The 25,087-nt window shown below is 64.4% G+C and carries 20 protein-coding genes; 6 read left to right on the top strand and 14 right to left on the bottom strand.

Annotated elements, in window-relative coordinates; genetic code table 11:
- Positions 1-3: 3 nt before the first annotated feature.
- Together EWV37_RS05645 and EWV37_RS05640 are read left to right on the top strand one after the other, a co-directional pair.
- Entirely contained in the window at positions 4-1,476 is a 1,473-nt protein-coding gene (locus tag EWV37_RS05645) for a sensor histidine kinase (RefSeq protein WP_129700369.1), read from the top strand.
- Between the two features lie 103 nt (positions 1,477-1,579).
- Complete coding sequence (locus EWV37_RS05640) at positions 1,580-1,870, top strand: WXG100 family type VII secretion target (RefSeq protein ID WP_095796924.1); 291 nt, start codon at positions 1,580-1,582, stop codon at positions 1,868-1,870.
- Between the two features lie 6 nt (positions 1,871-1,876).
- On the opposite strand, the gene EWV37_RS05635 is transcribed toward EWV37_RS05640, so the two are convergent.
- From EWV37_RS05635 to EWV37_RS05615, 5 genes are all read right to left on the bottom strand, one after another.
- Positions 1,877-2,878, bottom strand: coding sequence for an RNase H family protein (locus EWV37_RS05635; protein ID WP_129700367.1), 1,002 nt, complete (start codon positions 2,876-2,878; stop codon positions 1,877-1,879).
- Positions 2,879-2,918: 40 nt separating this feature from the next.
- A complete protein-coding gene (locus tag EWV37_RS05630; protein WP_129700365.1) occupies positions 2,919-3,623 on the bottom strand; it encodes an MgtC/SapB family protein in 705 nt (234 codons plus the stop codon).
- Between the two features lie 128 nt (positions 3,624-3,751).
- Positions 3,752-5,383 (bottom strand): chaperonin GroEL, encoded by a 1,632-nt coding sequence (gene groL / locus EWV37_RS05625; RefSeq protein ID WP_095796927.1) that lies wholly within the window; start codon positions 5,381-5,383, stop codon positions 3,752-3,754.
- 279 nt (positions 5,384-5,662) lie between these two features.
- Positions 5,663-6,397 (bottom strand): hypothetical protein, encoded by a 735-nt coding sequence (locus EWV37_RS15655; RefSeq protein ID WP_238663085.1) that lies wholly within the window; start codon positions 6,395-6,397, stop codon positions 5,663-5,665.
- 68 nt (positions 6,398-6,465) lie between these two features.
- Positions 6,466-6,690 carry a DUF3263 domain-containing protein gene (locus EWV37_RS05615; RefSeq protein WP_202976189.1) on the bottom strand — a complete coding sequence of 75 codons (225 nt, stop codon included), beginning with the start codon at positions 6,688-6,690 and terminating at the stop codon, positions 6,466-6,468.
- Between the two features lie 66 nt (positions 6,691-6,756).
- Between EWV37_RS05615 and EWV37_RS05610 the strand changes: the two genes are divergently transcribed.
- Entirely contained in the window at positions 6,757-7,440 is a 684-nt protein-coding gene (locus EWV37_RS05610; protein WP_129700364.1) for a uracil-DNA glycosylase, read from the top strand.
- A gap of 19 nt (positions 7,441-7,459) precedes the next feature.
- On the top strand, positions 7,460-8,314 hold the full coding sequence (locus tag EWV37_RS05605; protein ID WP_129700362.1) for a siderophore-interacting protein: 855 nt from the start codon (positions 7,460-7,462) through the stop codon (positions 8,312-8,314).
- 108 nt (positions 8,315-8,422) lie between these two features.
- Here EWV37_RS05605 and EWV37_RS05600 read toward each other — a convergent pair whose 3' ends face one another.
- The 9 genes from EWV37_RS05600 to EWV37_RS05560 all read right to left on the bottom strand — a co-directional run bounded on the left by EWV37_RS05600 (position 8,423) and on the right by EWV37_RS05560 (position 21,227).
- Positions 8,423-10,435, bottom strand: a complete 2,013-nt coding sequence (locus EWV37_RS05600) for a threonine/serine exporter family protein (RefSeq protein WP_238663084.1) — start codon at positions 10,433-10,435, stop codon at positions 8,423-8,425.
- An 87-nt stretch (positions 10,436-10,522) separates the two neighbouring features.
- A complete protein-coding gene (locus EWV37_RS05595) occupies positions 10,523-11,605 on the bottom strand; it encodes a lipid II:glycine glycyltransferase FemX (protein ID WP_095796932.1) in 1,083 nt (360 codons plus the stop codon).
- 115 nt (positions 11,606-11,720) lie between these two features.
- Positions 11,721-13,631 carry an FMN-binding glutamate synthase family protein gene (locus EWV37_RS05590; RefSeq protein ID WP_129700360.1) on the bottom strand — a complete coding sequence of 637 codons (1,911 nt, stop codon included), beginning with the start codon at positions 13,629-13,631 and terminating at the stop codon, positions 11,721-11,723.
- 121 nt (positions 13,632-13,752) lie between these two features.
- Positions 13,753-14,034, bottom strand: coding sequence for an HPr family phosphocarrier protein (locus tag EWV37_RS05585; protein WP_129700358.1), 282 nt, complete (start codon positions 14,032-14,034; stop codon positions 13,753-13,755).
- A gap of 108 nt (positions 14,035-14,142) precedes the next feature.
- Entirely contained in the window at positions 14,143-15,873 is a 1,731-nt protein-coding gene (ptsP, locus tag EWV37_RS05580) for a phosphoenolpyruvate--protein phosphotransferase (protein WP_129700356.1), read from the bottom strand.
- A gap of 13 nt (positions 15,874-15,886) precedes the next feature.
- Positions 15,887-18,091: a PTS fructose transporter subunit IIABC gene (locus EWV37_RS05575; RefSeq protein ID WP_129700355.1), complete on the bottom strand. Its 2,205-nt coding sequence runs from the start codon at positions 18,089-18,091 to the stop codon at positions 15,887-15,889.
- A gap of 59 nt (positions 18,092-18,150) precedes the next feature.
- Entirely contained in the window at positions 18,151-19,107 is a 957-nt protein-coding gene (locus tag EWV37_RS05570; protein ID WP_095796937.1) for a 1-phosphofructokinase family hexose kinase, read from the bottom strand.
- Entirely contained in the window at positions 19,104-19,895 is a 792-nt protein-coding gene (locus EWV37_RS05565) for a DeoR/GlpR family DNA-binding transcription regulator (protein ID WP_129700484.1), read from the bottom strand. The genes EWV37_RS05570 and EWV37_RS05565 overlap by 4 nt, the downstream gene beginning before the upstream one ends.
- An 84-nt stretch (positions 19,896-19,979) precedes the next feature.
- Entirely contained in the window at positions 19,980-21,227 is a 1,248-nt protein-coding gene (locus EWV37_RS05560) for an Nramp family divalent metal transporter (protein WP_095796939.1), read from the bottom strand.
- A gap of 130 nt (positions 21,228-21,357) precedes the next feature.
- On the opposite strand from EWV37_RS05560, the gene EWV37_RS05555 reads away from it, so the two are divergent.
- Together EWV37_RS05555 and EWV37_RS05550 are read left to right on the top strand one after the other, a co-directional pair.
- Positions 21,358-23,103 (top strand): ABC transporter ATP-binding protein, encoded by a 1,746-nt coding sequence (locus EWV37_RS05555; protein ID WP_129700353.1) that lies wholly within the window; start codon positions 21,358-21,360, stop codon positions 23,101-23,103.
- A complete protein-coding gene (locus EWV37_RS05550) occupies positions 23,100-25,082 on the top strand; it encodes an ABC transporter ATP-binding protein (protein WP_129700351.1) in 1,983 nt (660 codons plus the stop codon). Before EWV37_RS05555 ends, EWV37_RS05550 begins: the two co-directional genes overlap by 4 nt.
- Positions 25,083-25,087: the final 5 nt, after the last annotated feature.

Genomic DNA, 25,087 nt, shown 5'->3' with positions numbered 1-25,087 from the left:
CTCTTGACCCGGATTTCCCGCAGGTGGCGTTCCGCCTCACTGCGTTCGCAGCTCATGGTCCTCACGGGCCTGCTGCTGGCCACCAGCATTCTCGTGACCTCGCTGGTGGCCATTTCCGTGCTTCGGGACGCCCTGGTCGACAACACGGATCAGGAGCTGAGGCAGTCCGTGAGTTCCGTGTCCACGGCGCTCCTGGACGGCCTCGAGGGCACGATTGCCACGCCGGTCCCCCATTCCGGATACCTGTTGGACGCGCAGGGCAATGTGATTGCCGCGGCGGAGAACAGTCAGGATTCCAGCGCGACCCGGCCGGCCCCGGATCTCTCCGGCATGAATCTGTCCACCGTGGTGGCCAACAACTTGCAGCCCACCACCGTGTCCGCAATCGGCGCTCCCGAACGGAAATGGCGGGTCCTGCCGGCCAAGCTTCAGCACTACGACATGGCCGTGGTGGTCGCTCAACCTCTGGACCGCACCAATTCCATCATTTCTGCGGTGTCCCTGCTGACCTTCAGTTTTGGCCTGGCCACGCTGCTGGCCGCCATGGCGGTGGGGTGGGTCCTGGTCACCAGGGCCTTCGCGCCGTTGCGGGAAGTGGAGTCCACGGCCGCGCAGATCGCCGAGGGCGACCTGTCACAGCGCATGGAGGGCTACAACTCGCAGACCGAGATCGGTCAGTTGTCCATGTCGCTCAACACGATGCTCGGACACATCGAGGACGCGTTCGAGGCCCGCACCAGGTCCGAAACCAAGTTGCGTCGGTTCGTGGCCGACGCCTCGCACGAGCTGCGCACGCCTTTGGTGTCCATCCGCGGTTATTCGGAGCTGTACCGCCACGGTGCCCTGCAGAATCCGGAGGACGTGGGCAAAGCCATGGACCGGATCGAGTCCGAGGCCAAGCGCATGACTCAATTGGTCGAGGATCTGCTCACGCTGGCGCGTCTGGACGAACGCCGGGCAGCCACCATGCAGCACATGGATCTTTTACACCTCGCCTACGATGCCGCTTCCGACGCGCACGCCACCGCACCGGATCGCGTGGTCCAGGTGGTCGGGCTCTCGGACAGCACACCGGAGCAGGCCTGGACCCACGGTGACGAGTCCAAGTTGCGCCAGGTCGTGGCGAACCTGCTCACCAACGCGCTCCGGTACACCCCGGGCGGCACGCCCCTTGAGCTGGCGGTGGGCTTGGAACCGACCGTCGATTCCCAGTTCGACGCCGTGCTGCAGGTTCGCGATCACGGCCCCGGCATCCACGGCGACGACGCCGATCGGGTCTTCGAGCGCTTCTACCGCGCCGATTCCTCTCGCACCCGCGAAACCGGCGGTACAGGATTGGGGCTGTCCATCGTGGCGGCCATCGTGGAACAGCACGACGGCACCGTGAAACTCGAGGAGACCCCCGGCGGAGGAGCGACCTTCACCGTGCGAGTCCCGCACAGTCAGCCTGTGGATAACGCTCCCGTGATCGACTGAATCCACCGGGCGCGGTTGTCGACCCCCACCGTGACCAACGGCTGCCTACGGTGTGAGTGTCCGAGTATTCACGGAAGCTCACACCCACAGCAAGGAGACAGCCATGGCACAGTTCGTGGTCGATAGCGACACCATTGCCGCCAAATCCCAACAGGCCCAAGGCCACATCGAACGCCTGACCGGTGAGGTCAACGGCATGACCTCCACACTCACGGACCTGCAGAATTCCTGGACCGGTACCGCGTCCGCCAGCTTCCAGGAAGCCTTCCGGTCATGGCGAGCTGCCCAGGCCCAGATGGAACAGGCCATGGCGCAGATCAATCAGGCTCTGACGACCGCGGGCAACCAGTACGCGGAGACCGAGGCCGCCAACGCTCGAATGTTTGCGGGCTGATTCGGGTCAGCTTTCCGTCGTGACCTGGTGGTAGCGGAGCAGCCAGGGCCCCATTTCGTTGTGGTGGTCCTCGCGGATCCACAGTGAGCTACGCCGGGTCACGGCGGAGCCGTCGGTGAGCCGGTAGGAGACGTGGTACGCGGTGGAGCCCAGGGCTACTGAGGCGCTGTGACTCATGTCCGGATCCGCACCGTAAGCGCCTCCCTGAAGCTCCGTGACAAAGTGCTGGGCCCCGTTGACGGAACCGTCGCGGGCCACGTATTCAAAATCATCGTGCAGTAGTCCCATGCGGCGACCCTCGGTAGTTGTGGGGGTCAGCATGGCGGTCTCGAGCGACAGGACGCGGTTGGCGGGGTCCGCCTCCCGGGTGATGCGTTCATGTGCGCTCGAATCCTCGAGTACCGGATCCTCGTTGCCGCTCCACAGTTCTGAGAACAGGTCCGGTTCCTCAAGGGATTGAGTACCAAGGGTCGAGACCGTGGCCGCTGCCGGGGCCGGCCGTTGGGACGGCGTTTCCTGCACGGACCCGTCACGGTCGCGGTAGCCCGGTCCAACGGGCATGTCTCCGGGGGCTCGGCCCGCTTGATAAGCGGATGCCATGGCGCGGGCGCGCTCATCCGCCGCTTCGTTGAGTTCGTGCCCGGCGTGGCCCTTGACCCATTCGAAGTCCACGGTGCGTCCGGCCATTTCCCGGTCCAGGGCCTTCATGATGTCCACGTTGAGGACGGGTTTACCGTCCTTCTTCTTCCAACCCGTCTTTTTCCAGCCCGGCATCCACTTGGTGATCGAGTTGATGACGTACTGGCTGTCGCACAGGATCTTGAGGGGTTCGTCCGTCAGGTGGCGGGTTGACTCCAAGAGGTTCAACACCGCGGTGAGCTCACCCATGTTGTTGGTGCCGTGGTTCCAGCCACCGGCCCGCCAGGAGGTCTCGTCGATGAACCAGGCCCAACCGGCGGGGCCGGGATTTCCCAGGGCAGAACCGTCCGCCGCAGCAATAATCGTCATGCCATCATCCTTACAAACGATTCCGACAGGCAGTAACTGACTATTCGTCGGCTTCCGGTTCCGGCATCACCGCTGCAGAGATCACACCGGGAAGCTCGGAGAACTCGACCACGGCACGGTGGACGTCCGTGCGCCCCAGCATCTTGAGCACCATCACCACGTGGGCTCCGGAACTGGTGTACATCCGATCCGTGCGCAGCACCGTGACCGCAAGATCCAATTCCGTGGCCGCGGCAAGAACGGAGCGCAGCACCCCTTTGCCGTCCTCGTAGCGAAGTTCAACGGCCCGGTGACCGGGGTACTTGTGCAGAAAAGCGGAAACCGGTTTGAGCACCAGGGAGACGAACAACTGGATCAACGTTCCGAGGACCGCCAAGGAGAACAGCCCGGCCCCACAGGCCATGCCCACTGCCGCCGCAACCCACACGCTCGCGGCCGTTGTCAGCCCGTGAACCACGTCTTTGTGCAGGAAAATGACCCCCGCCCCAAGGAACCCGATTCCGGTAACCACCTGCGCCGCGATACGCGAGGGATCCCCCGGCCCCTGCTCGATTCCGGGAAGCACATGGAAACCATAGGCGGAAACCAGCGTGAAAATGGCCGAGCCCGTGCCCACCAGTGCGTGGGTGCGAATTCCGGCTGATTTTCGTCTGAGTTGTCGTTCCACCCCTACAACGGTGCACAAACCGAAGGCGAGCAGCACCGCCGTGGCCTGGGCCCAGAATTCTTCGTCCCACTCCCACACGGTGCACCTCCTGTCTAGCTCCGATCATAGGCGCACGACAGAGCCCCCGGAACGCAGCTGAACTGCGTTCCGGGGGCTATGTGACGGCTGAACCGCACGAGGCGGTCAAGCGTGCCCTAGGGCACTGCTTACATCATGCCGCCCATGCCACCCATGGGATCCGCACCGGCACCGGCGGGAGCCTCGGGCTCGGGCTTGTCCGCGACGACCGCCTCGGTGGTGAGGAACAGGCCGGCGATGGAGGCCGCGTTCTGCAGTGCAGAGCGGGTCACCTTGACCGGGTCGTTGATGCCCGCAGCCATCAGGTCGGTGTATTCACCGGTTGCGGCGTTGAGACCGTGACCGGTGGGCAGGCCGCGCACCTTGTCCACGACAACGCCGGGCTCCATGCCCGCGTTCGCGGCGATCTGCTTGAGCGGTGCGTCGATGGCCACCTTGACGATGTTGGCGCCAGTTGCTTCGTCACCGGTGAGCTGCAGCTTGTCGAAGGCCTTCTGACCGGCCTGGATGAGTGCCACGCCACCACCGGCGACGATGCCCTCTTCAACGGCTGCCTTGGCGTTGCGTACGGCATCCTCGATGCGGTGCTTGCGCTCCTTGAGCTCCACCTCGGTAGCGGCACCAGCCTTGAGCACTGCCACACCGCCGGCCAGCTTGGCCAGGCGCTCCTGCAGCTTCTCTCGGTCGTAGTCCGAATCGGAGTTGGCGATCTCGGCGCGGATCTGGGCCACGCGGCCCTCGATCTCGTCCTGAGTGCCGGCGCCGTCGACGATGGTGGTCTCGTCCTTGGTGACGACCACCTTGCGGGCGGTGCCCAGCAGGTCCAGAGTTGCGGACTCCAGGGACAGGCCGACCTCTTCGGTGATGACCTGACCGCCGGTGAGGATGGCGATGTCTGCCAACTGGGCCTTGCGACGGTCACCGAAGCCGGGGGCCTTGACGGCCACGGACTTCACGGCCCCGCGCATCTTGTTCAGCACGAGCATGGCCAGGGCCTCGCCCTCGACGTCCTCGGCGATGATCAGCAGCGGCTTGGAGGCCTGCATGACCTTCTCCAGGACGGGGACCAGGTCCTTCACGTTGGAGATCTTGGAATTGACGATCAGGATGTAGGGATCCTCGAGGACCGCTTCCTGACGATCTGCGTCGGTCACGAAGTAACCGGACAGGTAGCCCTTGTCGAAGCGCATACCTTCGGTCAGTTCGAGGTCCAGCCCAAAGGTGTTGGACTCCTCGACCGTGATGACGCCTTCCTTGCCGACCTTCTCCATGGCGGCAGCAATGAGCTTGCCGATCTCGGGGTCAGCGGCGGAGATCGACGCCGTGGCGGCAATCTCTTCCTCGGTCTCGATCTCCTTGGCCGAGGACAGCAGTTCCTCGGTCACGGCGGCAACGGCCTTCTCGATACCGCGCTTGAGCGACAGCGGGTCGGCACCGGCGGCAACGTTGCGCAGGCCTTCCTTGACCAGGGCCTGTGCGAGCACGGTGGCCGTGGTGGTACCGTCACCGGCGATATCGTCGGTCTTCTTGGCAACTTCCTTGACGAGCTCGGCGCCGATCTTCTCGTACGGATCCTCGAGCTCGATTTCCTTGGCGATCGACACACCATCGTTGGTGATGGTGGGAGCGCCCCAGGCCTTCTCCAGAACAACGTTGCGTCCGCGCGGGCCAAGGGTCACCTTGACGGCATCGGCGAGGGTGTTCAGACCCCGCTCGAGTCCGCGGCGTGCCTCTTCGTCAAATGCGATCATCTTTGCCATGTGTTGCGTCCCTCCTGGACGGTTGACAAACAAATCTGTTCATCACGGTGCCCGCGACGGACGATGGTTCGCGCGGGTCCTCACCCGTGCGAAACGCACCTCACCGTGATGGATGGTTTTCACTCGATCGTGCGAGTGGGCCTCCCCCGGACCCGGGGTTAGCAGTCCACTCAACTGAGTGCTAAGTCAATACTGGCACTCGCCCCCGGAGAGTGCAAACGTCTTGAGTCAGGAGAACTCACGTTTCATTCGGGGCTGAAACGCCGAATACGCCTACTTCTACGGACTCTGGGACGCCCCGACGGCGGCCGCGGCGTCCGGTGAGGTGACGGCGGGTTCGGCTGCGTTGTCGGCGGCCTTCCCGGTAGCGGCATCAGAGGAGTCCGCTCCGTTGGCTGCGCCCGCTTGTTCCTGACCGGCGGAGTCACCGGGCTCGGAGTCGGCCGCGCCGGTGCCCGGCTCGGCAGGGTCTCCGGCCGGTGCTGCCCCTTCGCCCGGTACTTCGGGAGGAACGCCTGGAACCTCGGGCGCCGGATTGACCGGGGTCTCGGGACCGGGCTGTGCAGGCGGTGCAGGAGGCGCGGGAGCTTCCGGAGCGGCTGGTGACTCGGGTGCGACCGGGGCAGCTGGGTCCTGGGGTGCGCCTGGATCCGCGGGTGCGGCCGGCTCCTGGCCGGGTACGCCACCCTCACCGGGCACGGCTGGAACTTGCGCCCCCGGATCTGTGGGTTCGTTCGTGGGGTCGTCCGAAGTTTCTGACGGGCTGGGTTCGGGAGTGCTTGTAGTGATGCTGCCCGATGGTGACGGGGTGTTCTCGACGGCGTCCTGAGCGGTGCGCGGAGCATTCACGAACGCCACGGCTCCCACGGCCAGCGCCAGGATTCCCGCCCCGATGATGGCGAGAAATCCCTTGCGAGAACCGGTGCGAGCCTGAGGGTTGTGACCTCGGTGGGCACCTTGACGCGTTCCGTCCTCGGGAACGTCGTCGAATTCGTCGCGGGGGTATTCACTCATTATGTGCGCTTCCGGTCAGCCAGGGTTTGCTTCTACTATCCCACGCCCGCTCCGAGTTCTCCTACCCGTCAGCGCAGCCGCGCCCGGCGGAGACGAGAGATCAGCATGGGAGCGAACCGAGCGGCGTCGTCGCGGTCGATCAGTGCATTGAGGCGCTGGTAGTAATTCACGGGGCTGAGGCCCAGGCGCTGCCGTATCGCGGATTCTTTCGCGCCGCGATACTTCCAGTGCTCGGATTCCAGCTGCAGGATGGCCTTGTCCAGGGAATCGAGCCCATCGTCCGGTTCAGCCATGACAGCCACCCTAACCGGTAATCTCATACGTGTAATTCGTAGCCACCCGTGAATGGAGATCCACTCATGACCGACCCTCGTCCCTTGAACGAGATCATGAGCGACGACTGGGCACAGGCGCTACAACCCGTGGAGCCGACCATTCGGAACATGGGCGAATTCCTGCGTACCGAGCACGCCGCAGGCCACCGCACCTTCCCGAGCGGCGAGAACATTTTCCGGGCCTTCCAGGAGCCCTTCTCGGAGGTGAAAGTCCTCATCGTCGGTCAAGATCCGTACCCCACTCCGGGGCACGCCATGGGCCTGTCCTTCTCGGTACAGCCCGACGTTCGACCGATTCCCCGTTCCCTGCAGAACATCTACAAGGAACTACAGTCCGATCTGGATGTGTCGCCGCCCGAACACGGGGATCTCTCGTCGTGGTCCGAGCAGGGGGTCATGCTGTTGAATAGGGCCCTGTCCGTGCGAGAAGGTTCCCCCGCATCGCACCGTGGCAAGGGCTGGGAGACCGTCACGGAGTGCGCGATCAAGGCCCTGGCCCAGCGCGGCACTCCCCTGGTCGGAATTCTGTGGGGCCGGGACGCCCGAGACACCAAGCAGTGGCTGGGCGGGGCGCCCACCGTGGAATCGGTACACCCCTCGCCGCTCTCCGCGTCCCGCGGATTCTTCGGCTCGCGCCCATTCTCCCGTGCGAATGCGCTGCTCGAAGAACTAGGTGCCCAGCCCGTCAACTGGACGATCCCTGCTTAGGAACACCTAAGCTGGGGTCATGGACAAGAGCGCCGCGCGTAAACCTCGGAAGCCTCAGCTCAATCTCGAGGTGGTCGAACGCAAAGAACTCTCCCCGGGCATGGTGCGCGTGGTGTGCAGCATCCTCAACCATGAGGATTATCAGGACATCACCCCGCCTGAAAAATACGTCAAACTCGTGTTCTTCTCGGACGCCACGCTGGCCGAGACGCCCGCGGGCGAGTTCCCGGATTATTGGTCCGTGCGCGAATCGGCGGCTCCCGAGGACCTGCCCGTCACGCGTCACATGACGCTGCGCCGCTACGACGCCGCCGCGGGCACCTTGTGGATCGACGTCGCCCTGCACGGCATCGAGGGTCACGCGGGCCCGTGGGCGGCCACCGCCAAGCCGGGCGATCGCCTCGTGGCCGTGGGGCCCGGGGGGAAATGGGAACCCGATCCGAACGCTTCCTGGACACTGCTGGCCGGCGACGAGGCCGCCATTCCCGCCGTCCTGGCGAACGTCGAAGCTCTTCCTGAGACCGCCCGGGGGTTGGCAATCCTCGAGGTGCAGGGCCCCGCACACCAGCATGACCTCGATGACGTGGCCGTTCCGGAGAATGTCGAGATTCGCTGGGTCTACCGCTCGAGTCAGCAACCAGGTGAACGAGCCCTCGTTGTGGCGATCGCCCAGGCCGAGTGGCCCTCGGACCTGACCGGGGTCCAGGCTTTCGTGCACGGTGAGCGCGAAGCCATGAAAGAAGCCCGCAAGGAACTCTTCGACCGTCGCAACCTGGACCGCTCGCAGGTATCACTGTCCGGTTACTGGGCCGCAGGACGCAACGAGGACCTCTTCCAGGCGGAGAAGAAACTGCCCGTGGGCAAGATTCTCTGATCCCGGAACGCCGGCCCGGCCCAGCGGGCGTAGGTCCGCTAGATCCCGCTCGCTGGCTCCGCCAACGCCTCGCCCTCCCGGGCATGTTAGTCCGGTGAGTCAGTCACGTCAGCGGCGCCGGTTCCGGCGCAACGAGAAGATCTTCATGCGCTCCACGAACGGTCGCATCAGGTAGCTTCCGAGCACGACACCGGAAGCCATCATCACGATGGACGCCATGGCATTGATCAGGCCGGTGAAACCGTCCCCCGTGGTCTCCACCTCCACGGTGATGGCATACATACCGCGGAAGATGGAGAGCCCGGGCAACAGGTAGGTCATGGCCGGGATGGCCAGGATCGTCTGCGGGATACGTGAGCGCGCTGCGAGCAAGGCTGCTACACACCCGGTGGTGGTTGCGCCGAGAGCCGTATCCAGTCGGGCCCCCAGCCCGTAATCTCCGCCGATATGGAACACCAACAGCCCCGCCAACGCTGCCAGTACCGCGGGGAAGATGTGCCGCGGTTTGGCCTGCATGGTCACGGCCACCAAGGCCGTGGAGATGAGCATGAAGACCGTGTTGGTCAACGCATCCGGCGGTGTGAACGAGGACTGGGACACGTCGATGCGCGGAATCCCCAAGTATCCGGAGAGGGCGATACCCACCGCGATCCCGGCGATGATTCCGAGGAAAGCGAAGGACGTGGACATCAGTCGTCCCATGGCGGTCACGGGGAACCCGTTGATGGCGTCCTGCATGGTGGACACCATGCGCGTGGTGGGCAGCAGCATGATGATGCCACCCGCGATGACTCTGGGTGGTGACAGGTCCACTCCCAATGCCGAGATCCCCATGGCCGCGAGCGTCACGATCAGGGCATTGGCCGCCAGCGCGAAGAACTCCGGGATGCGCCAGGCGCCGAGCTTCGACGAGACGACCTGGACCAGAACCGACGAGACCGCCGCGACCAAGGCTCCGGCCGCGCCACCGCCGATGGCTACGGTGATGGTGGCCGCTGCTACCACGGTGGCCAACCACACCGCCCACTTGGGGTACGGCTTGGGCCGTGAATTGATCTCGGTGAGCTCCCGTTCGGCTTCCTTGAGGGGCATGGTGCCCTCGATGATGCGGGTCACCAGCTGATGCGAATTGGCCAGCCCGGCATAGTTGTCGGTCCAGGACCGCACAACGCGCATGACCGTGTGGCTGTACGTGTTGGGGTCGTCCAGCACGTCCTGGCTGGTGCGGGACTTGGTGATTTGTCCCGTGCCGTCGGTGCTCCGGCCGGCGGCCGTGAGCTTGCCGGTTTCGGTCATCTCAGCGACATAGTTGATGGTCACCGACTGGTTGGTGATGTCCACTTCGAGGTTTTCCACGCCGTAGGTGGCACACACCGCAACGATCGCGTTCTCCACGTCCAGGGCGTCGGCGCCGTAGTGGAACATGGTTTCGGCCAACCGCAGTGCAAAGTTAAGAGTCCGGCGAGCCTGCCGATCGTTGCTGTCCCCGAAACGCCTGAGGTTGTGGAACGGCGTGGCAGTGAGTCGATCGACCACGCGCATGGGTGCGGTCGGAGCGGCGTCGCCCCGGATCATCGACTTGAGTTTGTCCTTGGAAGACCGCGCGACCCGCGTACGCGTGGACGGGTAGGCGCCGCGGGGTACCTGCGTGGTGGCAGGCGCGGGTTCGTGGGCGATCCCGGAGGTTTCGGGACGTTCCACCGCGGTGGTCTGCGCCGAACCGCGACGAGAGATCTGAGTGACCGGCCTAGTCGCCGCGGCACCCTGAGGGCGCGGGGTGGCCCCTGCCTTGTCCGCCTCGATCTGGCTAGGGGTGAGTACCGGCAGGGCACCGACCTGCGACGACACACTGCCAGTTCGTGCCGTGTCTGAACCATCGGCCGGGACGACCGGCTGCAGTCCCGTAGCGAGCTGCGCGCGAGTCTGTGCACGGGCGGCCTGAGATTCCGTGGGCCTGACGGCTACCGGGGAGAAGCCGTACATCGTGATCGGGCGAGCCGCATCCGTCAGTGAGGTGTCGCCACCCGGGCCGAAGGGCTCACCACCCAGGTCATCATGCCAGGGGTCTGCCCCCGAGGACGGATACCCGTGATGGGCAAGCTCCCGAAGTTGCTCGGTCACGCTCAATGCCGTTGAACCTCCCTGACCCCGCAGGTTACTGCTAGTGGTGATGAACGGTGTACAGACGAGTTTCTACACCGCCACGGATCAGTAGAACGGCTGGCCGGTACGGCGAACCCAGAGCTGACGCTGCACCTTTTCTCCGAGGTTGGCCCACGCCGCGTACTTGGCTTTGTTCAGTGGCTGGTCCCACACGCCCACATAGTCCACGACCGTCTTGGTGAAACTCGTCTTGAACAACCCCAGACCGTAGTAGTGGTGCTCCTTGTTCTTGAGTTGGTCGCTGGGCGGCGTACCGCAGAAGTCGTACTGTTCGATCTCGAAGTCGTTCTTGAGATCCAGAATGGCCTGCCACTGAAGCAGGTGCGAATCACCGTACTGCTTGCGGCGCGGCTTGGAACCGCCGTCCTTGTAGGTGCCCTTGGAGCCGTACGCGATCACGTAGGCACCCACCGAGGGTTCGCCGTCCTCATAGGTGAAGTAGAGCCGACCTTGGCCGCGTTCGGCAAAATTGGTCCAGAAGGCGCGGTAGTACTCGTAGGAACGCAGGGTGACCTTTGCATGGCCCTGCCCCACGGTGTCCATGAGGGCGTACATGGCCCGCATGTTGTCCTCGGTGAGTTCCACCCGTTCGACCTCGCAGCCCTCGCGGGTGGCGCGGCGCACGGCATTACGGCCACGAGAGTGCAGCGACTTCAACAGCGCCTTCTCATCGGGGGTCGTGTCCAGCACGGCGGTGGAATCGTTGGGCTGGATCTCGAAGGATTTCACAAGGCCACAGCGGGCCAGCAGGCCGCTCGCGTAGTCCGAGGCCAGAATTTCGGGCTCGTACTTGATCGCGAAGACACCTTTGGCGGCGCCTGCCACGAATTTCTTGTTGGCCGCCACGATCCCGGGCATGTCATCGATCGACTCCACGTCCGGACCTTTAATCATGTACCAGATCTTGCCGAGACCGGGGACACGCTTTTCGAGAGCCAGGTTGTAACTGGGCTGCGAACCATCCGTGGGTTCGTACACCACGTGGCGCGGGGTCCACCCGTGGTCCTTCTTGACCTCCGCGAAGGCCTCGGACTGCAGCAGGTTGCCGCCGGAGGGATTGGCCGTGACGTGGGAGTCCCACGCGCGAATTTCTTCGTCAGTGGCAAAGCGTGCGGTGAATTCTCGCAAGGCTCTCTCAATCCTGGTTCGGTACCGGTAGCTCGGTGGACCTGAGGCGACGCCGCTGGTCGCGACGCCGCCTCAGGAGGAATCTCCGACCCACATTCTAGGTCAGTTTCCGATCTTACTTGTCGGCAGGGTCCACGTGCCCGTCGGTCTCATCCGGACTCGTAGTCGTGTGCTGGGCACCGGGCTCGGTACCGGGTTGGCCCTCGGCGCGTTTGGTATCTCCCACATTGCTGGACCGGCGATCGTCCTGTCTCGAGGCGGTCCCGGTCAATTCGTGGTCGGCCAATCGAGGGGCAGTGCCATGCCGAGGCTCAGGCGTGACGTCCGAACCCATTGCGGAGGATCCTTGTGCCACGGTTGCCAGTTCCGGTTCGCGACGCACCGTGGTCTCCCCTTCGTGAGTGAACTCGGTGCGATCGTTGTACACATACTTGCCAGGGTGACCCGGGGTGAAGCTGTCAGCGCTGGCGTAGTCCCAGTCCTCGCCCCAGCCGCCTTCTACACCTTCGAACAGTTCACCGCGATCCAGCCAACGGTAGAGCGACTCGTAGGAAACGCTCTCGGTTGCGGTAATGCGACGGCGCAGCATCTGGCGCGTCATCTGTTCCGGGCTCTCGCAACCCATGGTGGCGATGATCTGTCCGGCCTCTTCAACGGTCAAGCGGTGGTAGCGCTCCACACGATCGCCCTTGGAATCGACGTCCAGGGCACGGTACAACTTGGGATCCTGAGTGGCCACGCCCACGGGGCAGGTGTTGGTGTGGCACTTCTGAGCCTGGATACAGCCAACGGCCATCATCATGGCGCGAGCGCTCATGCAGAAGTCCGCGCCCTGAATGATGTGGCGCACGATGTCGTGACCCGAGATGATCTTGCCGGCCGCACCGATCTTGATGCGGTCACGCAGCCCGGTGCCCACCAGTGCATTGTGGAGCAGGATGATGCCCTCGACCAGCGGGGTACCCACATGGTCCTGGTACTCCAGAGGTGCCGCACCGGTGCCGCCCTCGGAACCGTCCACGATGATGAAGTCGGGGGTGATCTTCTCCTCGATCATGGCCTTACAGATGGCCAGGATTTCCACGCGGGAGCCGATGCACAGCTTGAAGCCAATGGGCTTACCATTCGAGAGTTCACGCAACTGGCCGATGAAGCGAACCAGTTCGCGTGGCGTGGTGAATGCGGAGTGGCTGGCCGGAGAAATACAGGTCTCGCCAGCCGGTACGCCGCGGGCCTCGGCGATCTCTTCAGTGACCTTGTTTCCCGGGAGAACACCGCCCAGACCGGGCTTGGCACCCTGCGACAGCTTCACGGTGATGGCCTTGACCTGTTCCAGGTTGGATTTCTCCCGGAACTTCTCGGGGTCGAACTGGCCGTCCTTGTCACGGGTTCCGAAATATCCCGAGCCGAACTCCCACATGAGATCTGCGTTGTAGGCACGGTGGTACTTGGTCAGGCCACCCTCACCGGTGTCGTGCGCGAACCCGCCCTGTGCCGCACCCTTGTTCATGGCCAGTACCGCGTTCTTGGACAGTGAACCGAAACTCATGGCCGAAATATTGAGCAGCGAAGCGTCATAGGGCTGCGTGCAGTCCGGGCCGCCCAATCGGACACCGTGACCCAGATCAGGTACCGCTTTGGGTGCGATGGACTGGATGAAGTATTCGTAGCCGGGCTGATTGACGTTGAGCTCGGTACCGAAGGCCTTGTCACCCTTGAAACCCTTGGCACGCGAGTAGATCAAAGAACGCTGATCGCGGCTGAACGGCTTACCGTCCCAGTTGCGCTCGATAAAGTACTGCTGAATCTCCGGGCGGATCTCCTCCAGGAAATAGCGCGCGTGTCCGAGCACCGGGAAGTTTCGGAGGATCGAGTGCCGGGTTTGCACGGCGTCTCGAATACCGAGCAGTAGCAGCAGGATGAAGATGACAGCGGGGATCCACCATCCCCAGGGACCGAGTATTGCGGCCGTGACCGTAGCGATTGCCGCCACGATCAGGGCAGCCAAAATGAGAATTCGCACCATGCCATCACCGTACTCCCGAAACGGTGACAGCGGGCGACATGACCCCCTGTATGACATATCGGACACCACGCAGTGTGGTGTCCGATATGTCACTTTTCAGGCGGTGAGATGAATGAAATCACTATTCCGCATCATGATCGGTCTCGATGATGGAGACCAGGTGGTCCAGGGCTTCGTCGGCGCCGTCGCCGTCTGCGGCCAAAACCACCTTGTCTCCGTGGGCCGCGCCCAGGGACATCAGGGACAGTACCGACGCGGCATCCATCCCGTCCTCGGCGCCTTCGCCGTCGGACCGGATGGTGATCTCCAGGTTTTCGTACTCACCGGCGGCTTCCGCGAAGATCGCTGCTGGTCGTGCGTGCAGCCCCACTCGCGAGGCCACGGTTGCGGTGCGTTCTGCCATTGCAACTCCTCTGTGTTGTCGCCTGTCCGATTCGGGGCCCGGACAAGACGTGCTTCCATTGTGTTCCGTGCCACCCGGGTCTGTCCCCAGGCGCACCGAGTGTTTCGCTCAGAGTCCGAGCTCCTCCAGCACGGGCAGTTGAGCACGGACCGTATCGCGGGCCTCCTGGGCGCTCGTGGAGTCCAACGCGGTCTGCGCCACGGTACGAGCCTGTTCCGGATCGACCCGGGACAGCACTGCAGCCACGGCCGCCAGCGAGCGCGGGCTCATGGACAGGGTGTCCACACCCAGCCCCACCAGCACCACTGCCAGAGCAGGGTCCGCGGCGGCCTCACCGCACACGCCCACGTTCTTGTGCATTCCCGAGGTCGACGACGCCGCGTGCGCACCCGCCGCCGTACGCTCGATCATGCGCAGCACGGCCGGCTGCCAGGGCGAGTTGAGTTCGGCCAGGGAACCGAGCATGCGGTCGGCGGCCATCGTGTACTGGGTCAGGTCGTTGGTGCCCAGGGACACGAAGTCCACGCGGTCCAGGATTTGTTCCGCGGTGATCGCAGCGGCCGGGGTCTCGACCATGACTCCGGACACCTTCAGCCCCGCAGCATGGACGAGACCGGCAAAGTGTTCGGCCTCTCCCGCTGTGGAGATCATGGGTGCCATAACCCACACGTTTGCCTCGGTCTGATCCGCGGCGGCGGCTATCGCTTGCAGCTGGCGCGCCAGCACACCCGGAGTGGTCCAGTCCGTACGGTAGCCACGCACACCCAGCGCGGGGTTCGGCTCGGTGGTGTCCGTGAGGAACGGTAGGGGTTTGTCCGCCCCGGCGTCCAATGTACGCACCACGATCTTGTCGGAACCGAAGGCTTTGAAGATCTCGATGTAGGCCTCGGTCTGCTCCTCGACCGTGGGTTCGGTGTCCCGCCCCAGGAAGCAGAATTCCGTACGCAGCAACCCCACGCCCTGCGCGCCGGCCGCGGCCGCCGCCTGAGCGTCGTCGGCGGTGCCCACGTTGGCGAGCAATGCGACCTCGGTGCCGTCAGCGAGCGCGCCGCGACCGTCGAAATTCGCCAGCTGCTCCGAGGCTTCATGCCACGCGGCGACCGCTTGCTCGTGCTCGGCACCGGGGTGGGTCACCACAGATCCTGCAGAGCCGTCCACGAACACTGAGGTTCCAGACTCGATGTCGGTCACACCGTTTGCGGCAACCACGGCGGGCAATCCGAGGTTCCGGGCCAGGATCGCGGTGTGCGATTGCGGCCCGCCGGAGGACGTGACCAGGGCGACCACGGTGTCCGGGTCGAGCACCGCGGTGTCCGCGGGAGCGAGGTCCTCCGCCGCCAGCACGAATGGTTCGACACGCTGGGGAACCCCCGGAGCGGGCATGCCGCGCAGCTCGGCCACGATGCGGGCCCGGACGTCCTCAATGTCCGCGGCGCGTTCGGCCATGTAACCGCCCATGGTGCGCATCTGGTCGGCATATCCGGTGGCGGCGTCCCACAGTGCGCGTTCCGGGCTCAGGGACTGGTTGCGCACCAGCTTGACCGCGTTCTTGATCAAGGCCTTGTCGCCCGCCATGAGTGAGGTGGCTTTGAGCACCTCGGCGGCGGCCTCGGAGCGAGCGCGCTCGGCACGCTCCTTCAGCTCGGCCTTCACCGCTGTGGCAGCGTCATTCAGACGTTCGACGGCGCCGTCGATCTCCTCCACGAGCGGGTCGCCTTCCGGGGGCGCCGCGACGGGAGGTGCCATGGGAATCAGCGGAGCGATCACCCGGCCGGGGCTCACACCCACACCCGTGTAGCGCAACTGAACGGCGTTGATTTCTGACTGTGTATGTTCCATGTCGTTCACACCCTTAGGCGTTGACGGGAGCTGGTTCGGCAACGGTCGCCTCGGCCACGCGCTTCTGCGCATTGCCGATGTGCTTGAGAGCGACCACGGTCACGGCGGTGATCACGGTGCCGACCAGGATGGACAGGATGAACCAGATGGGCCCGCCAATGGTGGGGATGACCCAGATCCCTCCGTGCGGCGCCACCGAGGTGACACCGAAGGCCATGCTCATGGCACCGGTCACCACACCGCCGAGCATCGAGGCGGGCAGTACGCGCAGCGGGTCCGCCGCGGCGAAGGGAATGGCGCCCTCGGAGATGAACGATGCGCCGAGCAGCCACGAAGCCTTTCCGTTCTCACGCTCCTGCGCCGTGAAGTACTTGCGGCCCAGAACCGTGGAGGCCAGGGCCATACCCAGCGGAGGAACCATGCCCGCCGCAATCACGGCCGCCATGATTTCCTGCGGGGCGGTATTCGCCACAGTCGCAGCACCCAGGCCTGCAGCCGCGAACGAGTACGCGACCTTGTTGATGGGGCCACCCAGGTCAGCGCACATCATCAGTCCGAGCACGGCTCCCAGAGCCATGGCGGAAGCACCGCTCATGCCGGTCAACAGGCCGGTCAGCCATTCCATGAACAGGGCAATGGGGCCGCCGATCAGGAAGAACATCAGACCGCCGGCGAACAGCGTGGCCAACAGCGGAATGATCACCACGGGCATGAGTGATCCGAGCCAACGGGGCAACCGCGGGAGCGTGAGCCAGTAAGCGCACAGACCGGCGAGCAAACCACCCACAATGCCTCCGAGGAAGCCCGCGCCCATGAAATTGGCTACCAGACCCACCGTGAAGCCCGGTGCGATACCGGGTCGATCGGCCAGGCCGTAGGCGATGTACGCCGCGAGCGCCGGGACCAGCAAACTCATTGAGAGACTGCCGATCTTGAACAGTACAGCCGCAATGTAGGCACCCAAGCTCACGTCACCCAGGTTTCCCAGACTTGCGGTCGTCAGGATCTCGTCCGCAGTCACGGGAACTGCCTGCGCGTCGCCGATCATGAAGGCAATGGCCATGAGCAGACCGCCCGCCGCCACGAACGGGATCATGTAACTGACACCGGTCATCACGGCCTTGCGGATGCGGGTTCCCCAGCCTTCTGCGGCGTCGGAGGTCTGGCTCGCATCTGCCGGGTCACCGCTGACTCGCTTGGCGTCCGGGTTGTCGGCGGCGGCCAGAGCCTCATCAATCATTTCGCGGGGTTCGTCGATGCCACGCTTCACAGCGGAAGCGATATAGGGCAATCCTGCGAACCGGGAGCGTTCACGAACGTCCACGTCCGTGGCGAAAATGACGGCTTCCGCATTGCGGATCACCGACGGATCCAGGCGGGTGGCGCCCGCTGAACCCTGGGTTTCGACCTGGAGGTCGACGCCCATTTCATCCGCGGTGTTCTTGAGCGAATCAGCCGCCATGTACGTGTGAGCGATACCCGTGGGGCACGCGGTCACGGCCACCAACCGACGAGCGCCGGAAGCGGCCGCACCCGGTGCACCGTCCGCCGCGGCAACGGTATTCGGGCCGGCCACCGCAGCCGCAGCCGCCGTGGAACCAGCCACGGCCCCGGAAGCGAGTCCGGAACCAGCGCTCGTCACGTTACCGGCGCCGTTCTGGGCGCCGTCCGCGGCAGGCGCCGAAGCGCCGTCGGTGGTGGTATCACTCGGGGTCGCGGCGGGTGCCGCCGCAACGCCACCGGTCGGATTGGCGTCGGCGGGTGTTCCCAGGCCAAGAGCATCATCCACGAGCTCGACAACGCGCTCGGGCGTCTCGGCTTCGCGCAGCGAGGCCACAAAGGGCTTTTTCATGAGCGAGCGCGCGAGCTTGGACAGCAGCTTGAGGTGGGCCTGGTCAGCGCCGGCCGGTGCTGCAATGAAGAAGAGGATGTCCGCGGGGCCGTCCTTGGCGCCGAAATCGACCGGCGGGTGCAGCCGCGCCATGACCAGCGTGGCTTCCGTAACGGCCTCGGAACGGCAGTGCGGGATGCCGATACCACCCGGGATACCGGTGGCGTTCTTGGCTTCGCGGGCCAGTGCGTCTGCGGCCAGTGCGTCCGCGTTCTCCGCTCGGCCTTCGCGATGAACGGTGCTCGCGAGTTCGCGAATCACTTCTTCCGTGGTGTTGCCCAGGTCCTGGTCCAACAGGACCAATCTGGGGTTGATGAGATCCGACATGGGTGCTCCTTGTGGTGTACGCGTGGTGCGTAGGTGGGCCGGCCCGGCCCGAGGGCCAGCTACAAGGCCGTTACGGTCACGGCTTGCGGTGTGGTGTTGTCGATCGAGGGCATTTGGGTTCCGGGCAAAGCTGCCGCGGCGGATCCGTGGGCCACGGCCTGGCGCAGGCAGTCCTCCGGCGATTCGCCTCGGACGTCGGCGATCAGGTACCCCGTCAGGGCGCTGTCGCCGGCGCCCACGGTGGAATTCACGGTCACGGGTTCGTGCACGGCGTGCCACGCACCGTCCCGGGTCACCAAGACCGCGCCATGCCCGCCGAGGGTGCACAGCACTGCGCCCACTCCACGCTCGATCAGGGCACGAGCCGCCGACGCCGCCGCGGCCGGGTCCGCTTCGAGGGTTTCGCCGTCCGTGCGGTCCAGTAATTCGGCGAGTTCCTCCCCGTTGGGTTTGATGATGTCCGGCTGTGAATCCACCGTTTCGGACACCGACTCGGCCAGGGGCCGGCCGGACGTGTCCACGGCAATGCGCGGTGCCGCGCTTCCCAGTGCCGCCCGAACGCGGTTGATGATGTGTGCGTAGATATTGGGGGCGGGCCCGGGAGGGACCGAACCGGCAAGGACGAGCCACTGGGCGCCCGCTCCGCGCGCGATGAGCTGGTCGATGATCCGTTCCACGGTGTCGGAGTCCAGTTCGGGACCGGGTTCATTGATCTTGGTCGTGGTGCCGCCCGGTTCCGTCACGGTGATGTTGGAACGCAGCGGTGCGCCCACGGAGACGGATTCGTACCGCACGCCTGCCTCTTCGAGCCCTTGTAATAAGGGGTCGTTATTGTCCCCCGGGACCACGGCCAAGGTGGGCTCGCCGCTGAGTTGCAGCGCGCGGGAGATGTTCACCCCCTTGCCACCGGGGTCCTGTCTGGTTCGTTCGGCGCGTTGCACCTGGCCACGCTGCAAGGGTGCGGCGAGTTCCACGGTGCGGTCGACGGACGGATTGAGTGTCACGGTGACGATCACGCGACAATCACCTCCACATTGGCTTCTTCGAGGGCACGGGAGAGCTCTGCCCCCGGTGCCCGATCGGTGATGAGAGTGTCGATTTCGGGCAGGGAACAGAACTTCATGAGGGTTTCCCGGTCCTGCTTGCTGTGGTCGCACATGGCCACCACTCGGCGAGCGCCTCGGACGATCGCGGTTTTCACCACGGCCTCAATGGGATCCGGGGTGGAGAGTCCGAACTGCGCGTGGATGCCGTTGCAGCCCACGAACGCGATATCCGGGCGGAGCTGCTCGTAATGTTGGCTGGCCCGAGCACCGGTAGCGGCCCAGGTGAGCTTTCGAATTCGACCACCCACCAACTCCAGGCCGATGCCGTCCGTATCCGCGAGCTTGGCGGCAATGTGCAATGCGTGAGTGATGATCAGCCGTTCCTGACCGTCCTGCAAGCCGTTGTCACGATGCAGCAACAGGTCGGCCAGCATCTCCACCGTGGAACCGGCATCCAGGACCACCGCGCCCGCACCCGAATCGACCAGGACGTCGAGCGCGGCCGCGGCGATCCGCCGCTTCTCGTCGGCGTTGATGCGCTGCCGCGAGTCAATCCCCTGTTCCCCGCTGGTGGATTGATCGGCTGACACCGCGCCGCCGTGAACGCGTCGCAGCTTCCCGGATTTTTCGAGCACCGCCAAATCGCGGCGCACGGTTTCCATGGTCACGGAGAACCGCTTGGCCAACTCTGCACCGTTGACACGGCGGGACTGGGCCACGAGTCGGGCGATTTCTTCTTGACGTTCCTCAGCGAACATATGCACCTCACGGTTGGGGGCTGCGACAGTGGTTCCCCTCACTGTGATGTGAGTTTATGTGTGTTTGTGTGGTTTTACTAGCCCCTAGGCTGCACCGATTGCCATAAGTCCCAATAAGACAACATTGAGCGCGACCACGATCCCGGAGCTGGCCCAACCGAACCCCGAGAGCAACGGACCGTTCGTGAATTGCCCGAGCAGGCGGCGTCGCCCGGTGAACCACACGAGCGGAATCAAGGCAAAGGCGATGCCGAAGCTCAGCACCACTTGGCTCCCCACGAGCGCCGCCGTGGGCTCGACTCCGACCGCGAGCAGTACTACGGCGGGAATCATGGTGAACACCCGGCGCGCGAACAGCGGGATCCGACGATGCAACAACCCCGCCGTCACCACGTCCCCGGCGTAGGAACCCACCGCGGTGGAGGCCAATCCTGAGGCCAACAGACCAATGGCGAAGACGATGCCCACCGCCGGACCGAGCGCCTCCGCAATGGCCGCGTGCGCGCCTTCGATAGTGTCGGTACCGTCCACGCCGTAGAGGTTGCGCGCCGCCAACAACAACATGCCCATGTTGACGGACCCGGCGACGATCAGTGCGATCACCACGTCGACTCGCGTGGCCCGCAACAGGTACTGGGTGTGCCGAACCCCATGTGCACCACCGTGCCGGTCACGGGACAGCGCGGAGTGCAGGTAGATCGCGTGCGGCATGACCGTGGCACCCAACATGCTCGCCGCCAGCACCAGAGACTGCGAACCCTGCAAGCGCGGCACCACACCGCCCAGCACACCGGCGGGCTCGGGCGGTGCTACGACCAGCCCCGCCAGGAAACCCGCGGTGATAATGCCCAGCATGGACAGGATGACGGTTTCGAAGATCCGCTGGCCCCGCCGGTTCTGAACGGACAGCACAGCCATCGAGATCACGGCCACGATCACGCCACCCAGGGGCAGCGGAACGCCGAACAGCAGCCACAGTGCGAGGGCGCCACCAATCACCTCGGCCACGTCAGTGGCCACGGCCATCAATTCGGCCTGCACCCAATAGGCGATACGCGCCCTACGGGGTAGCGACTCCCCCACCACCTCGGGAAGGGACTTGCCCGTGACGATGCCCAGCTTGGCCGAGAGGTACTGGATGACCATGGCCATCACGTTGGCAATCACGAGGACCCACACGAGCAGATAGCCGAAACTCGCCCCAGCGCTCACATTGGCTGCCACATTGCCCGGGTCCACATAGGCGATGGCCGCCACGAATGCCGGCCCCAGTGCCGTGATGATGCCGCGAGTGGCGGGACGGTTCTCGACCCGGGTCCTGCGGTTGAGCACGGTGCCTCCTGGTGCTGCAGTTCAAAGTTTCGGTATACCGAAACTTTAGCTCGTTTGGGTGTCTGAGCCCAGGCGTATCCTGTTTCACATAGCCGAGCGTCGCTCGCTAGGAACACAGTCAGGACCCCGCATGCTGTTGCGTTTGTTGCGCACCTATTCCCGCGCCTACCGGCCGTGGATCATCGCCGTACTCATCTTCCAGTTGGCTTCGACCATCGCCACGCTCTATCTGCCGAGTCTCAACGCCCGGATCATTGACCAGGGCGTGGCCCGCGGAGACACCGATTACATCTGGCGTACCGGTGCCGTGATGTTGGGCGTCGCTTTCGTTCAGGTCATTGCTGCGGTGATCGCCGTCTATTGCGGTTCCCGCACGGCCATGGGCCTGGGCCGCGATGTCCGCCGTTCGGTGTACCGCCAGGTCGGATCCTTCAGCGCTCGCGAAGTGGGGAAGTTCGGCGCTCCCACGTTGATTACCCGCAACACCAATGACGTCCAGCAGATCCAGATGCTCACGCTCATGGGACTCAACTTCATGGTCATGGCACCCATCATGTGCGTGGGTGGCATTGTGATGGCCCTGCGTGAGGACCCGGGGCTGTCCTGGCTCGTGTGGGTGTCCATTCCCGTCATGGGTGTGCTGTTGGGCATCATCGTGGCCAAACTGATGCCGTGGTTCCGCATCATGCAGGACCGCATCGACGGCATCAACGGGGTACTCCGCGAGCAGATCACCGGCATCCGCGTGATTCGGGCGTTCGTCAAGGAACGTCACGAGACCGAGCGTTTCGCTCGCGCCAATCAGCAACTCACGGACATCTCCGTGCAGATCGGCTCGCTGTTCGTGCTCATGTTCCCCATCATCAACATGATCATGCACATCGCCACGGCCGCCGTACTGTGGTTCGGCGGACACCGGGTGGACCAGGGGCTCATCGAGGTGGGTGCGCTCACTGCGTTCCTGCAGTACCTGTTGCAGATCCTCGTGGCCGTCATGATGGGCACGTTCATGATGATGATGGTCCCCCGAGCGGTGGTCTGTGCCGAACGCATCACCGAGGTCTTGAGTACCGAACCCACCATGCACCCGCCCGCTCACCCTGTGGACCCCGCGTCCCATCACGGCACTCTCGAGTTCCATGACGTCACGTTCCAGTACCCCGGCGCCGAAGCCCCCGTGCTGGATCGCATCAGTTTCTCGGCCGTACCAGGTCAGACCCTGGCCATCATCGGTGCAACCGGTTCCGGCAAGTCATCACTCGTGAACCTGATCCCGCGGCTGTTCGACCCCGTCGCGGGAAAGGTGACCTTGGACGGCGTCGCCCTCACCGAATACCCGCCGCAGGAACTGGCCTCGAGTGTCGGTCTCGTACCGCAGAAGCCCTTCCTCTTCTCCGGCACCATTGCGTCCAACCTGCGCTTCGGCCGCCAGGAGGCCACCGATGACGAACTGTGGGAAGCGCTCGCGGTGGCTCAGGCGGACGAGTTCGTGAGAGAAAAACCAGAGGGTTTGAACTCTCCCATTTCACAGGGCGGCACGAACGTCTCGGGAGGTCAGCGGCAGCGGCTGTGCATTGCGCGCGCCATTGTGACCGCCCCCCGCGTGTACGTCTTCGACGACTCGTTCTCGGCGCTGGACGTCACCACGGACGCTAAATTGCGCGAGGCCCTGCGGCCCGTCACCCGGCAGTCCACGGTGGTGACCGTGGCTCAGCGTGTCTCCACGATCACCGGGGCGGACCAGATCCTGGTTCTCGAGCACGGGCGGATCACCGCCCGGGGCACGCACCGGGAACTGCTGGACTCCAGCGACACCTATCGCGAAATCGTCGAGTCTCAGCTCAGCGCTGAGCAGAGCACCGGGGGTCGGTCATGAGCTACGAAGTGGAAGAGCCCGTCAAGAAGGCACGCCATTTCTGGCCCTCCGCCGTTCGCCTGGTCAAGCTTCTGTTCCCGCACAAGCTCGCCCTGACCGTCGTGTTCGCGGCGGTGGTCGTTTCAGTCGTCCTGAGCGTCTACGCACCACGCGTGCTGGGGCGCGCCATGGACGTGATCTTCGCCGGTGTGATCGGCCGGGAGCTACCCGAGGGAGTGGATAAAGCCCAAGTGGTCGACGGGCTGCGAGCGCAGGGCCAGGACACCTTGGCCGACATGATGTCCGCCATCACCCTGGTTCCGGGACAGGGCGTGGACTTCACCCTCCTGGGCACGCTGATCCTCACCGTGCTGGGCATGTACGCGATGGCGTCACTCCTCATGTGGTTGCAGGGCTACGTTCTCAACATCGTGGTGATGCGCGTGGTGTACAACCTGCGTGCCGAGGTGGAGCGGAAGATCAATGCTCTGCCCCTGAGCTACTTCGACTCCCGCCAGCGCGGTGACGTGATGTCCCGCGTGACCAACGACGTCGACAACATCCAGACCGCCCTGCAGCAGGCGTTCTCACAATTGGTGCAGAGCGTGCTCACGGTCATCGGCATCACCGTGATGATGTTCGTGGTGTCATGGCAGCTGGCACTGGTTGCGTTGATCGCCCTGCCCCTGTCCGCGGTGGCCGCGGGTTTCATCGGTACACGGTCCCAAAAACTGTTCACGCAGCAGTGGGAAGCGACCGGTCACCTCAACGGCCACATCGAGGAATCCTTCTCCGGTCACGAGCTGGTGCACGCCTACGGCAGGCAGCACGACATGGATGCCACGTTCGACGAACGCAACGAGAAGCTCTACAAGGCCTCGTTCGGTGCGCAGTTCATGTCGGGCACCATCATGCCGGTCATGCAGTTCATCTCATACCTCTCCTATGTGGGCATTGCCGTGTTCGGTGGGCTGCGTGTTGCGACCGGTCAAATGACCCTCGGTGACGCGACAGCCTTCATCCAGTACTCGCGTGAGTTCACGCAGCCCCTGTCTCAGGTGGCCGGCATGGCCACCCAGTTGCAGTCGGGTGTGGCGTCGGCCGAGCGCACCTTCGAGTTGTTGGACGCGGACGAGCAAGATCCGGAGACCGCAACGCAGCACCTCCCGGCACGCTCCAGCGGTCACGTTCGTTTCGACAACGTGAGCTTCACCTACGACAAGCAGGCATTGGCGGACGGCGCACGCCCCTTGATCGAGGGTCTCTCGTTCCAGGCCCGGCCGGGTCACACCGTGGCGATCGTGGGTCACACGGGTGCCGGCAAGACCACCCTGGTGAACTTGATCCTGCGCTTCTACGAGATCGATGAAGGATGCATCACCCTGGACGGTATCGACATCCGGGATCTCAGCCGCGATGAGCTGCGGTCGCAGGTGGGCATGGTGCTCCAGGACGCCTGGTTGTTCTCCGGAACCATCATGGAGAACATTCGCTACGGCCGCCAGGACGCCACCGACGAGGAGGTCGTCGACGCCGCGAAGGCCACGTATGTGGACCGCTTCGTTCGTGCCCTCCCGGACGGCTACGACACCTTGATCGATGAAGAGGGCGGCAGCATCTCGGTCGGTGAGAAGCAGCTGATCACCATTGCCCGCGCGTTCCTGTCGCAACCTTCGCTGCTGATCCTGGACGAAGCGACGTCGTCCGTGGACACACGGACCGAACTGCTGGTGCAGCACGCAATGGCTGCGCTGCGTGCCCAGCGCACGTCCTTCGTGATCGCTCACCGCCTCTCCACCATCCGTGATGCGGACACCATCCTGGTGATGGAGTCCGGCAAGATCGTGGAGCAGGGTTCCCACGAAGAACTCATCGCCCTGGGTGGCCACTACGCAGATCTTTACGATTCGCAGTTCAATGCACCCGAGGCGCCCGTTGACGCTCCGGAACTCTCCCCTGGTCAGGGACCCACCCAGGAAGCTCCCGCGGAGGGTCGCTAGTAATC

Origin of the sequence: Kocuria carniphila, assembly GCF_004136555.1 — a bacterium.
Lineage (GTDB): Bacteria > Actinomycetota > Actinomycetes > Actinomycetales > Micrococcaceae > Kocuria > Kocuria carniphila.
The sequence above is the reverse complement of the archived record's forward strand: the minus strand, read 5'-3'. Positions and strand labels throughout refer to the sequence as shown.